The 12,630-nt window shown below is 43.2% G+C and carries 14 protein-coding genes; 4 read left to right on the top strand and 10 right to left on the bottom strand.

Going from position 1 to position 12,630, the window contains the following annotated elements; all coding sequences use genetic code 11:
- Window positions 1-95: 95 nt before the first annotated feature.
- From CES82_RS02595 to CES82_RS02580, 5 genes are all read right to left on the bottom strand, one after another.
- Complete coding sequence (locus CES82_RS02595; RefSeq protein ID WP_098823769.1) at window positions 96-1,793, bottom strand: phosphoenolpyruvate carboxykinase; 1,698 nt, start codon at window positions 1,791-1,793, stop codon at window positions 96-98.
- Window positions 1,794-2,002: 209 nt separating this feature from the next.
- Window positions 2,003-3,379 carry an MFS transporter gene (locus CES82_RS02590; protein ID WP_098823768.1) on the bottom strand — a complete coding sequence of 459 codons (1,377 nt, stop codon included), beginning with the start codon at window positions 3,377-3,379 and terminating at the stop codon, window positions 2,003-2,005.
- Window positions 3,380-3,544: 165 nt separating this feature from the next.
- Window positions 3,545-4,042, bottom strand: a complete 498-nt coding sequence (locus CES82_RS02585; protein WP_439959039.1) for a Crp/Fnr family transcriptional regulator — start codon at window positions 4,040-4,042, stop codon at window positions 3,545-3,547.
- 90 nt (window positions 4,043-4,132) lie between these two features.
- A complete protein-coding gene (locus tag CES82_RS12435) occupies window positions 4,133-4,303 on the bottom strand; it encodes a hypothetical protein (RefSeq protein ID WP_180245636.1) in 171 nt (56 codons plus the stop codon).
- Window positions 4,304-4,351: 48 nt separating this feature from the next.
- On the bottom strand, window positions 4,352-5,059 hold the full coding sequence (locus tag CES82_RS02580) for a zinc metallopeptidase (RefSeq protein ID WP_098823766.1): 708 nt from the start codon (window positions 5,057-5,059) through the stop codon (window positions 4,352-4,354).
- A 476-nt stretch (window positions 5,060-5,535) separates the two neighbouring features.
- Between CES82_RS02580 and map the strand changes: the two genes are divergently transcribed.
- Together map and CES82_RS02570 are read left to right on the top strand one after the other, a co-directional pair.
- The gene (gene map, locus CES82_RS02575; protein ID WP_098823765.1) at window positions 5,536-6,327 is read left to right on the top strand and encodes a type I methionyl aminopeptidase; all 792 of its coding nucleotides are present in this window, start codon (window positions 5,536-5,538) and stop codon (window positions 6,325-6,327) included.
- A gap of 100 nt (window positions 6,328-6,427) precedes the next feature.
- On the top strand, window positions 6,428-7,153 hold the full coding sequence (locus tag CES82_RS02570; RefSeq protein ID WP_098823764.1) for a demethylmenaquinone methyltransferase: 726 nt from the start codon (window positions 6,428-6,430) through the stop codon (window positions 7,151-7,153).
- 1 nt (window position 7,154) lies between these two features.
- On the opposite strand, the gene CES82_RS02565 is transcribed toward CES82_RS02570, so the two are convergent.
- Entirely contained in the window at window positions 7,155-7,784 is a 630-nt protein-coding gene (locus tag CES82_RS02565) for a DNA-3-methyladenine glycosylase (protein ID WP_098823763.1), read from the bottom strand.
- 57 nt (window positions 7,785-7,841) lie between these two features.
- On the opposite strand from CES82_RS02565, the gene CES82_RS02560 reads away from it, so the two are divergent.
- Window positions 7,842-8,201 (top strand): DUF488 domain-containing protein, encoded by a 360-nt coding sequence (locus tag CES82_RS02560; protein WP_098823762.1) that lies wholly within the window; start codon window positions 7,842-7,844, stop codon window positions 8,199-8,201.
- Window positions 8,202-8,216: 15 nt separating this feature from the next.
- On the opposite strand, the gene pgmB is transcribed toward CES82_RS02560, so the two are convergent.
- On the bottom strand, window positions 8,217-8,912 hold the full coding sequence (pgmB, locus tag CES82_RS02555) for a beta-phosphoglucomutase (RefSeq protein ID WP_225364822.1): 696 nt from the start codon (window positions 8,910-8,912) through the stop codon (window positions 8,217-8,219).
- Between the two features lie 83 nt (window positions 8,913-8,995).
- Here pgmB and CES82_RS02550 point away from each other — a divergent pair, with 83 nt between their 5' ends.
- Window positions 8,996-9,658 carry a DUF6198 family protein gene (locus CES82_RS02550; protein ID WP_180245635.1) on the top strand — a complete coding sequence of 221 codons (663 nt, stop codon included), beginning with the start codon at window positions 8,996-8,998 and terminating at the stop codon, window positions 9,656-9,658.
- Window positions 9,659-9,709: 51 nt separating this feature from the next.
- Here the strand turns inward: CES82_RS02550 and CES82_RS02545 are convergent, their stop codons facing one another.
- The 3 genes from CES82_RS02545 to CES82_RS02535 form a co-directional block, all read right to left on the bottom strand.
- Window positions 9,710-10,135 (bottom strand): OsmC family protein, encoded by a 426-nt coding sequence (locus CES82_RS02545; protein ID WP_098823761.1) that lies wholly within the window; start codon window positions 10,133-10,135, stop codon window positions 9,710-9,712.
- A gap of 170 nt (window positions 10,136-10,305) precedes the next feature.
- Window positions 10,306-11,247 (bottom strand): phosphoglycerate dehydrogenase, encoded by a 942-nt coding sequence (locus CES82_RS02540; RefSeq protein ID WP_098823760.1) that lies wholly within the window; start codon window positions 11,245-11,247, stop codon window positions 10,306-10,308.
- 68 nt (window positions 11,248-11,315) lie between these two features.
- A complete protein-coding gene (locus CES82_RS02535) occupies window positions 11,316-12,458 on the bottom strand; it encodes a GGDEF domain-containing protein (protein WP_098823759.1) in 1,143 nt (380 codons plus the stop codon).
- Window positions 12,459-12,630 lie beyond the last annotated feature (172 nt).

Raw genomic sequence — 12,630 nt, 5'->3', positions numbered from 1 at the left:
GCTATGTTTAAGGCAAGGACCACCTAAATCCCAAGTTCGGGGATTTAGGTGGTCCTTGCCTTACACGCCGCTATCTAAACGCCGCGGTTCGCGCTCTAGCTGTTCCACAATTCATCCAACAGCTCTTTAGCACTTTCATTCAAGCTATCCTTACTCTTATCAGTTCCAAGGTGGGTGTAAATTTCACCTACATACACTCCTTGATCAAACAAGCGCTTGAATACCTTATCAATAATTGGCCGCGTCTTTGCTTCTTCTTGGACTGGTCCAAATGGGTTCGCAAAGAAGGTCGTACTCATCCCAACTTCATCCGTTGTCCCCAAAGCAAACCGCTTACCTTCGATGAAGGTTGCCTTAGCTTCCTCTTCATTATCGAAACGGTGAATACCAATATCTTTATCGTAATTGTTTGCATAGACCCACATATCAACGCCATGATGGCCCACAACTCGGTTATACGAATCAGCGGGAATAATAACCCGCGCATTCTTACGGTCTGGGTTCAAGTACACACCACGATCCATGTTATTGAAGGCCACGGCTGAGCTTAAATCATCCAGTCGAACAAAGGCCCCAATTTCGGTTCCTTGCGCATACAAATCATCATCCGTTAAGGTGAAACTGCCCATGTCATCAAAAATCGTTTCAAGACTCAAAATCTTATCGTCCGCAATTTCCTGCAAAGCTTCCAAAGATTCTGACTTCCCGGCACCGGAATCACCGAAGAAGACCACGTTCTTATTCTTACCGTTAGCGAACTTGATCCGAACCATTGAACCGTGAATTGGCAAACGGTTTTCGTAGATCATGTGTAAGTTATGCAACGTTAAGCACATCTTCTTCATGTAGCCAAAGTACGTGGTCTTATCGTTGTATGGTACTTCACCGACCCAGATGTCGTTTTCTTCATCATGGTGATAGTGGCAAACATCGCCTTCAGTCTCTGGTAAACCAAATAGTAAGATTTCATCTGGTTTATGACCGGCAACTTCCTTAGCACTGGCAACTTCGAATAAGTTAGCCAGTGAAATACCGCTGACAAAGTAATCCCGATGGAAGTAAATGTAAGCTAAACTTTCACCGATTTTAGCTGGGAAGCAGTACCATTCGCTACGTGAGCCATGGAATTTGTCAATTGGATTATCAGGAACGGCTGTAAACGTTCCCTCACGTCTGTTTGAAGGTGTCTTCATCATCATTGGTGGCCGTAACATCAAAGTCTCTAAGAAGCGAATTGGCTTCAATGCTTCATAACCATGTGGAATCGGCCAGTCTAACGATTGCGTCAGAACACATGCAGAAGTCCCAGCACTTACCTGACGATAAGTTTTATTACGGAATCCCTGCAGCTTTTCTTCAATTGTCCGGTAAGCTTCAATCACAACATCGTTGAATTTATTATCCATTTGCATGAAGTTCTTTGCGGTAGCTTCACTCCCATGCAAGTTAACAACACCAATTCTAAGATATGACCGGTAATATGAATACAAGTCTTCAACGCTTAGCAGAATTTCCTCACGCTTATACGTATCAAAAGCGTCAGAACGATCAAGCAAAACTGCCTTCAGTGTATCGATGTAAGTTTTGGGATCTGTATCCTCAAAATCGCTTCGCTGACTCTCGGCGGTATGACGTCGATCATCTAAAAATAAGCGGACAACTTCCTCGAGCTCTTTACTATTGATTAAGGTAAAGATATCGGAAACATACTTGTTCGTGTAATTAAGTACAGCAATTTCTCGATCTGGATTCATATATAACGCAGATGTTTCTACTTTTCCTGACTCAGTCATGTGGACAATTCCCCTTCCAATGCAACTCATTTGCATAACTCCATTGTAGCCTAAAATGACCCGAACGAAAATAGAAAAATGAGAATTTAATAAAAGCGACAAATTCCGTTATGACGGGCTATAATTGACTTTTAAAATTACAAAAATGAGAGAATTTTTTGAAAAATTTAGACTAAAATTTAAACGTCATTATCAGAATTTCAACCATTTTAATTTTGAACTTTCTTTTCTTTCAAAGTGAGTGCTAAAAGTAGACCGATTATTTCAAGAATAAAGAAGGTGATGAAAACAATGTGGAAATTACCTAAGGTTGCGGTGGCAACTCCTCCTAGCGACAACAAGATAGTTGCAACGGCAACACCAGTCGATCCCAGTAATTGACGCATGGTAGTGATGACGGCGGTCCCATGAGAAACCTTCTCGTTAGGCAATGCATCCGCACCTAAAGTCGTTGCAGGCATCATGACAAAAGCATTGCCGCCCTCGATCAGCATGGCAATCGGCATCATTCCCCAAAGTGAGAATTTAACAGGAACCAGTGCTAGGATTCCCCAGCCCACCAGAATCATCGTCATCCCAATCAATAAAACCTTTTTAAAGCCGATTTTATCAGCCAAACGACCGGTCAGTGGGTTCAAAATACTTAAGAATAGCGCACCGGGAACTAACGCCATACCTGAAATGAACGGGCTAACTCCCAAGATAATTTGATAGTACAGTGGAAAAACAATCGTAACAACAATTAGCGCGATATAGGAAAGACCTGTTAGCCATACTGATGCGTTAAACTGACGAACCTTGAAGACCCGTAAATCGAGCAGCGGTTCCGGCAGACGTAATTGTCTAATACCGAAGAACAGCAGTAACACGATACTGACAATCAGAATCACGCTGGCAATCCCCCAGTTAACACCTGGCGTACCCACCAAATTGATCACGTAAAGCACACCAATGAAACCGACTAGGCTGACTACTGAAAGCCAGTCAAGGTGTGACGGTACTTGCGGCATCACGTTGACAATCGTCTTTAGCGATAGCACAATGACCAGACTAATGATGATCATAAAAACGATAAATAGACCTTGCCAAGTCGTAAACCGCAGCACAATCCCAGAAATAATCGGTCCTACTGCTAATGCTGACCCCATGACCAACCCTGCAACGCCCATTGCGCTGCCGCGTTCGTCACGTGGTGTGATCGTCAGAAGTACCGTTTGATATGACGGGAACAAAATACCGACACCAATCGCTTCCATTGCACGTCCCAGCAGGACTAACGGAAAGTTGGGTGCTAATATGATTAAGAGCGTCCCCACGTCAAACATCGTTAAAACAGATAAAAATAATGGCTTAAACCCAATATTGCTCAATAGCCAGGGACTCACCGGCATCATGATACACATAATGAGCATGAATCCCGTTGTTAACCATTGAACCGTTGAAGCAGAAATTGAAAAGTACCGCATTAACGTCGGGTAGGCAGTAGACAATGCTGATTGACTGATCGACATGGTAAAAGTTCCCATCAGCAAAGTCGCCACGAACCATAAACGCGCGCGGCCTGATAGCGTAGTTGATTGATCCATCTTCAGATTCCCCCTTATGACCATAATGATAAGCGTAATTAGGGTTAAAATCAATTGCGTCAAAGGTAGATTAAATGATTATGGAGTTTTAAGTTCTGGTAACCTAACAAAAGAGTGTGACACAACTCGGTGAATTTCAGAGCTGTATCACATTCTCAGACAGTATTATTTATCTAACCGACTGCGAATCCGGGAAAGTGACACTGGTGTAATACCTAGATATGAGGCCAGCTCATACTTTGGAACGCGGTTGACCAATTCGGGATCAGACGCCAACAAACTCTGGTAACGCAATTCTGGTGAATCCTCGATTCGATTGAGGAAGTATTGCGTGTAATCAATAAAACGGTGACAAACATAATCGGTAAACGCGGCCATCAATTTGGGCTCTGCTTCGATAGTATGTCGCAATAATTTCCCATCAACAACCGTCACCGTCGTTTTTTCCATGGCAGTAATAGCAAACAAACTGGGCTTAATCAAGTAAAAACTTTCAAAGGACGACACCGCTTGACCCTCAAAGAAAAATTGCACAGTGATATCGCGACCATCATCGTTATGCCACAATCTCACTGCACCCTGATCAACAAAATACAATTGCTTGGCAACGTCACCCTCACGCAATAAATCTTCGCCTGCTTCGAAGTTTCTTTGGTGTCCCATTTGTTTAATCTGCTCATAATAGTCGCTAAGTGCCATTTTCAGTCCTCCTCATAAAACAAAAAAACACGACCAGATTGGCCGTGCTAAATACTAACTTAAACTATTAATCGTACCGTCATCAATCGCTTGTTTGATCTTCTTTGCTTCATCTAAGCGAGACTCAGTAATGTACTTCATAGTGACGTCTTTGTCCGTTTCTGCTTCGTTAAATTGCTCAGTTAAAAACTCGATTTGATCCTTTAAATATGAGATTAAGTCCATCATTACCACCAACCTTTTCATCCTATTCTTATTATAAGTCAAACACGCTTAATTGTCGTCACGATTTCCACCAAAAAGGATGATTAATCGTAACAATTGTAAAAATGTCGCCAGTGCAGCTGCAACGTAAGTGAGGGCTGCCGCCGTCAGGACGCGTCTTACCATTGGCACCTCATCAGCTGTCAATAAACCGCCGTCACTAAGAATTCGAAGTGCCCGATGTGACGCGTTGAATTCCACGGGTAAAGTCACCAATTGAAACAGCAGTGCAAAAGAAAACAAGAAAATACCAATATGAATCAAAGTCTGATTCATTCCCATCAGTACACCCACTAAAATCAGCGGAAATGAAATTGAGGAACCAAAGTTAGCAATCGGTACAATGGCAGTCCGCAATCGCATTGGTGCATAATTAGTAGCGTCCTGCACCGCATGCCCGCATTCATGGGCTGCCACACCAACCGCTGCTACCGACGATGAATTAGCCGTTGATTCTGACAAATTCAACGTTTTATTCCCGCCGTTGTAGTTATCAGTCAGGTTCCCTGCAATTGGATGAACTGAAACATTATTAATCCCCGACTGCTGTAAAATATACTCCGCAGCAGTCGTTCCAGTTACCCCACTTTGTGCACGATATCGGTCGTATTTAGCGTAGGTTGAATTAACGTAGCCTGAAGCTGCCATTGACAGTAACAAGCCAACAATAACTAAGATATACGTTGGATCGAAAAAGGCGAATATCGGTGATGTCATTGAATCCCTCCTGTTTAGTGTAGTCATATCGTTGCAGAACATTGTAGCAAGTTATTGGGGCGGGGGCAAGATATTTAAGGAAGGTTTAAGGTTATGAGACTTTCGAGGTGGTTTTGGGTGTTTTGGACAGGCGGTATAGCCTATTCGGGTTCCAGCGGACTGAGAGCTACATGTAAGCGAGTAACGTTATAAGCCCAAACCCAGGCTTACAACGTTACTCGCTTACACACCGCTCTCAAAACGTCCGCTTCCACACCATGTTCTATTCGGGTTCCAGCAAGCTTTCAACATTGCTGAACTGGGCTTAAGCAAACTGAGACTTGCACATAAGGCGCTTTCGGCACAAATCCCAAGCCCACGGATTTCTGCCGAAAGCGCCTTATGCTCCAGTCTCAAAACGTTTGCTTTCGCACCTTCGTTTTTTGGTGTACCATTATAACTGTTGAATTCATTAAAGAACAAAGGAGCTCAAATTCTTGATTACTTTAAAATCAGAACGTGAAATTGAAATGATGCGTAAATCCGGTGCCATTTTGGCCGGTGTTCACTTGGGTCTACGCGACATCATCAAACCCGGCATTTCTAGCTGGGACATCGAAAAATTTGCTAACGCCTACATTGAAGAACACCACGCCAAGGCCGAAGAAAAAGGCTTTGAAGGCTACAAGTACGCCACCTGCGTCAGTGTTAACGATGAAGTTGCCCACGCCACCCCTCGTAAAGACCTCCTACTTAAAAACGGTGACATTGTTGCCGTTGACATGGTAGTTAATCTGGATGGTTTCATGAGCGATTCTTGCTGGACCTATGCCGTTGGCGAGATCAGCGAAGAAAAGCAGCACCTCATGGACGTGACCAAAAAGGCCCTTTACTTAGGTATCGACCAAGCCGTTATTGGCAACCGAATCGGTGATATTGGTTACGCTATCCAACACTACGTTGAAGACGAAAACCACATGGGCGACGTTCGTGAATTGATTGGCCACGGTATTGGACCGACTATGCACGAAGAGCCAAACGTGCCTCACTATGGTGAACCTGGTAAGGGTCTACGTTTGCGTGAAGGTATGACCATCACCATCGAACCAATGGTTAACCTTGGTACCTGGGAGATTGCTTCAAAGCAAGTTCCTGGCGATACTTGGGAATACTATGTTTCAGCTGATGGCACCCCTTCAGCACAGTACGAACACACTTTGGTCATCACCAAAGATGGGCCTAAGATCTTAACCTCTCAAGATCCAGTTGAAGACGCTAAGTATCTTTAACACTTAAATCAACAAATCAAAACGTCCCGCAGCTGGAAACAGACTTGCGGGACGTTTTTTGCTAAAATTGATTTAATAACTTCACTCAGGAGGAATCAACATGGCACTCACTAATCACACACCAGAACCACAAGTACAGTCACTCTTTCAACGGGTGGCCGGAAATTACGACCGTATGAATAACCTCATTTCTCTCGGCACCCACAAACACTGGCGTAAAGTTGCTATGGCTAAGATGGACATCAAACCTGGCAGTTTTGTGTTAGACCTCTGTTGCGGGACTGGTGACTGGACGATAGCACTAGCAAAAGCTGTTGGCCCCTCTGGTCAGGTAATCGGTCTGGATTTCAGTGAAGAAATGTTGGCAATCGCTAAAAAGAAAGTCACAGCAGCCGGCATGAACGACCGCGTCACTTTAGTTCAAGGTGATGCAATGGCGTTACCTTACGATAAAAATCATTTTGACGTGGTTACCATCGGCTTTGGTCTACGTAACGTACCGGATGCCAACCAAGTTTTACGGGAAATGCATCGCGTGGTACGCCCCGGTGGGAAAGCAGCTTCACTAGAAACGTCACAACCAACTCAACCACTCGTTAAGTTAGGATGGCAAGCCTATTTTAAACTGGTTCCGCTGATGACTAAATTAGCCGTCCGCAACTACCAAGACTATGCCTACCTAGAAAAAACCGCCGCCGAATTTGTTGATGCCAAACAATTAGCCAAAATGTTCGTTAATGCAGGATTTGAAAACATCGACTACCAGACATTTGACATGGGAGCTGCGGCATTCCACAGTGCACGCAAATCGTACACTGAAAATTAAGTTATTTTACCCAGCCATGTGTTTCTAAATCCATATCTCGTTTGCGCATTCCAGAAACATAGGGGTTCCCCGCCACAAAATAGCGGTATGGTGCATCCGTTTGACTGCCACGTTTGCTGACGCCAATGCGGGCTGATGTGGCAATCCGCAACGGCTCGCGGCTATCCTGTAAATCAATTTTAAAGGGACTTTGATCAAGCATAGTGTTGTTCCAGTGAAGGTCATTGACACCAAAGGCCTGCATCAGTTTGCCTGGACCGTTCGTAAGTTCTGATCCGGATTTTGGCCGGTTAGCCATCATGATATCTAGACCATCCTTGGGTTCGATCCCGCGCACCAAAATTCCTTGTGGCTCACCCTTCTCTTGGACCGCAATATCAAAAGCATAGTACCCACGAGAAGTGTAGATGTAGATATTCCCAGGTGCGCCATACAACGCATCGTTAGCCTTAGTCCGACGACCTTCATACGCGTGGGCTGCCGAGTCAGCAACGCCAAGATATGCTTCAGCTTCAACAATGTAGCCACTAACTAATCCTTTAGGTGATTCATAGCTGAGTAATTTACCTAAAAGTTCACGGCTAATGGTTTCGGTTGAACGGCCACTAAAAAATTCTGCCATAGTTGTCATTATTTCTACCCCTAACATCAATATGTGATATTGTCATTATAGAAGAGGTGATTCGAAATGGCACTCAAAATTGAACGAATTTATACTAAACCTGCTGATACGGATGGCTATCGAATCTTAGTTGACCGTCTGTGGCCACGGGGAATTTCAAAGGAAAAGGCTGCTCTCGATGAGTGGTTTAAAACTATTGCACCAACCAAAGAGCTGCGTCAGTGGTTCGGCCATGATCCAGAAAAATACACTGAGTTTAAAACCCGTTATATCGCTGAACTGGACGCCAATCCTGACCGTGACAAGTTTCTGAAACTAATCAAGTCACATCTTGCTGAAGGCAATGTCATCATGCTTTATGGCGCAAAAGATGAAACGCATAATCAAGCTGTGGTGTTAAAAGATTATTTAGAAAAACTGCTTTAATTAAAAAAGATCACTTTAGTCAGTGACCTTTTTTTGTTGTGCCTCAACTTGCTCCTGGATACCAGCTAAACTCAATTCTGTAGAACGGCTAAATTTAACGTCAGCGGCTGCAATCTCTTCTGGCTGACCAACGCCAATGGATAAAGCACCCGAACCGTTTAGAGCACTCAAACCAGTCTTCGAGTCTTCAACACCCATGCACTCATCCGGCTGTAAATTCAGTAGGGCCGCTGCCCGAACGTAAATCTCGGGATCTGGCTTGTTATGCGTCAGTGTTGCAGGATCGACAATCAGCGGGAAATAATCTGTCAGCTGCATCTTTTTAATTTCTAACGGTGCGTTCATGGACGCCGAAGCCAGCACGATACCATAATGCTGAGCCCTTAATTCATCTAGGAAACGTATCACGCCAGGCAATACATCCGCTGGCGACATATGAGAAATCAACTCTAAATACATCTGGTTTTTATGATTGCCCAACTTCTGCCGTTCTTCAGCCGTATAGCGATCCAGCTGATGGCCAGCCTCTAAAATCGTTGTCACTGCTTCCTGCCGGTTCATTCCAAGCACTGTTTCGGTTAAGGCTGATGTCCACGTAATTCCAAGCTCATCAGCTAATTGGCGCCAAGCTTGAAGATGATACTGAGATGAATCCGCAATCACCCCGTGAAGATCAAAGAGCACCCCGGAATATTGCTCGAATTTAATCATTTAACTCACTCCTATTGGGGAAATACCCCTTTTATTTTCAATATACTCCCGTATAATTAGAAACGTTATGGAGGGATCAACACGTGTATCAAGACAACGGCAAGCCAACTATTTTGGGAGATTGTATATTACTTATTATTTCCATTATAATCAACTCACTAGGAAACGCACTGACAGTTTCCTTAAATTTAGGCAGCGCATTATGGACCGCATCCGCTGTCAACATGTCACACCTATTTCACATGAACTTAGGTAACATTTTGTTGCTGGAAGGTATCGCAGTTATCTTAGCCAACGCTGTGTTGCTACGAGAAATTGACTGGCACCGAATGCTTGGCAATATACTCTTCATGGTACCCTTTAGCTATTTAGTCAGTGGCATTGCACAACTGTTGACTGTTTTCCATATTCAACATTTATCACTCATTCCGTCAGTGATACTCGATATCGTCGGCGTTATGATGATTGGCTGCGGTATCTCTATTTATCAGCGAATTAACCTGATTCTGCATCCAAACGATGATTTGATGCAGATCCTACGCTTTAAATTTCTGCACGGCAATGCGGTAACCGCTTCTCTAACCGCTTTTATCACACCCATTACAATTATCGCTATCTGTTTTTTGATTCAACGTCACATTTGGGCAGTGAATATTGGTACAGTGGTGGCACTGTTATTCCAAGGCACCTTCATTGCTTTAAGTGACCGCTACGTTTTTCGAAAGTTAAAACATCAACGCCTATAATTAAAAAAGTTCGTCTGCATATGCGGGCGAACTTTTTTAATTTATTTTGGTTTAAAACGCAAATTCATCAACGACTTCAAAGGACACATTAGCGTTTTGCTTAATCATCTTAGCCACTGGGCAATAGTTTTTTGCTTCATCAACTAGTGCTTGTGCTTGCGCATGATCAACACCTGTCATCAATACTTGAACGCGAACCACGAACTTGTAGCCCGTGTCATCCTTAAGTTGATCCACACCGGTGTGTACAACACTCGTATGCGGTAACTTATGCAACTGCTCAATGATTTCAATAGTAGCGTTAAAACACGTACTGATTGCCAGACCAACTAATTGTTCCGGATTGGTACCAGAGCCCTTCACTAACGAGCTGCTGACCCCAAGTGCCAACCCTTCGTTACCGCGAATAAAGCTCACACCACTTAAACCTTTTTCATTTACTGCCTCAGTATGATATAACGATCCATCAATTGCCATTGTCAGGATCCCCCTTTTATTTTTTGTGCCTGTAGTGTAGCACGCAAGAAAACGATTCCAAAACGTTTAGCTTGTACAAAACTAACAAGAAAACGGTATTTAAAATAACCGGGAGAAATCCAAGCAAACTAATAGATTAGGTAATTAATGACTAATAGACTAATTTAACGTTAAAGCTGTGGATCATTGACTGCCCACTCTGGCTTTTGTCCAGATAGCGCAGCATCGATCATCTTAGCAGCACCAAAGGCCATATTCTGACCGGCTTCTACCGTATTCGATGCCGTATGTGGTGTTAAAAAGACGTTATCCATTTTATAAAACGGACTGTCTGCTGGTAAAGGTTCCTCATCAAAAACGTCTAAAGCCGCACTGGCAATCTGATGCGTGTTGAGGGCAGTAATCAGTGCCTGTTCATCAACCACTGAACCACGCGCTAAATTAACCAATGAAGCGCTCGTTTTCATCATGGCTAATTCTTTCTCGCCAATCAAATGCTCAGTCTGCTTCGTAGCGGCAATATGCAGCGTAACATAATCTGATTGTTTCAATAATGTTTCTAAATCAACGTACTCTCCATATTCTGTTGGCCGTTTAGTTCGGTTATAAATCAAGGTTTTAACACCAAACCCACTTAGCATCTTAGCAACGGCTTGGCCAATGTGACCATAACCAACAATCCCTACCGTCGAACCCAGTAATTCATGTCCAAAGAGTTGCTTAGCAGTCCTAATTTTCCCTTGATGCATCAAAGTTGACATTTCATATGAGCGTTTCGACAACAACATAATATCAGTCACAGCATTTTCCGCTACACTAATGGCATTGGCTCCCGGCGTATTGGTCACCCAAACACCCTTAGTTGCAGCATACTCAGCATCAATACTGTCATAGCCCACACCGTAACGTGCTAAAACTTTTAAATTGGGTAATTTATCATACAAATCATTGGGAAAGGGAGAAACAAACATCATAATACCAGCAACATCAGGTGCTGTCGCCAAAATAGTCGCCGCATCAGGGCTGGTAACGGTAAGAACTTCATAGCCCTTCTTAGACAAATAATGGTCGGTTTGTTTGTCCGCAATCTCCGGAATAATTACTTTCTGCATACTGAGAATTCCCTTCTGAATTAACTGGTTTTAATACCTAAATTTTACCATGAATCTACCATATCAGACTAATTTAACAATTTACCAGAAGTGGTTACCCAATTACGACCGGCTTCTTTTGAACGATACAGTCGCTGATCAGCACACTTATAAATATCTAAGTAGTTTTGATCCTCAGCGTCGATTTGTGCCTGTCCCAACGAAATCGTGATTTGGAATTGGTCACCTTGCTTAGTTTTAAAAACGAGTTTGCCAATCGCCTCACGGACTTGGTTGGCGACTTCATTGGGAGATCCGTGCTGCGTTTGATCGTCAAAAACCATAAAAGAAAATTCTTCACCGCCGACCCGATAAGCCTTTGCATTACTACTGATTTTCGGCAACAAACGGTTCAATTCAGTGGCCACGCCCTTAAGTACTGCGTTGCCTTCCAAATGACCATACCGATCATTGACCCGTTTAAAGAAATCAATATCAAACGTATAAAGCGAATATTGGGTCCCTTTTTCATGATACTGATCAAAGGCCCGCTGCAGATCGTCGTTAAAAATTCTGAAATTATTCAGCTTTGTCAGGTTATCCTTACTGGCTTCACAAAGAAGAATTGCCTGACGCTCATCACGTCTTTTCAACTGGTAATAGATCAACCAAATCAAATAATACACCACGAAACATTCTGCTAACTCTACCCACCAGCTAACCTCTATGCCACGCAACGAAATCCAATTTGCCCACAGAAAAGGGGCCGAAAAGAGTAAACAAAACGGATAAAACACTAGTGGCCGATCGATGATCCGCCACCCAAACCGATCAGCTTCAGCTAACAATAAAACGCTCACAACATAAAAATAACCCCACCATGACACGTTAGGCAGCCACCAATACCAGAATAACAGGACGACAGATAGACTTAGAAAAAGCCATGAGCTCCTTTTTAAAATCATCGCAAAGAGAAGCACCCCTATTTGAAACGCTAAATAACTCCACCCAAGGCCCTTACGATCATGAGCCTCCATGATTCTGAGTTCTGACGCCAAGTGATAAAGCAATAAAAAGCCAATCGTCAGAGCAATCTGACTCGCCTCACGTAATCGTCGCCAAATTGGCAGGTGAAATTCGGCGTGCTGCAACCAAGTGTATAATAGTGAAAACCCCGTTAATAATAGCATGTTGATGACAAAGTTAACTCCTCGAACTTCCCATATCAACATTGTTTCTCCCCCGTTTTCAATTGGATTTTGAAAACATTTGTCTCAAATTATTGCACTTTTCCATTTCTGTTTATTTCATTTATTTATTCTATGATAACTTCCCTAACTGCGCAACTGTGAATAATTGAAACAAATTCGCCATTAAATATAATGTTAGTTTCAACTTCAATCA

Origin of the sequence: Secundilactobacillus silagincola, from assembly GCF_002583405.1 — a bacterium.
In the GTDB taxonomy this organism is placed as follows: Bacteria; Bacillota; Bacilli; order Lactobacillales; family Lactobacillaceae; genus Secundilactobacillus; species Secundilactobacillus silagincola.
The sequence above is the reverse complement of the archived record's forward strand: the minus strand, read 5'-3'. Positions and strand labels throughout refer to the sequence as shown.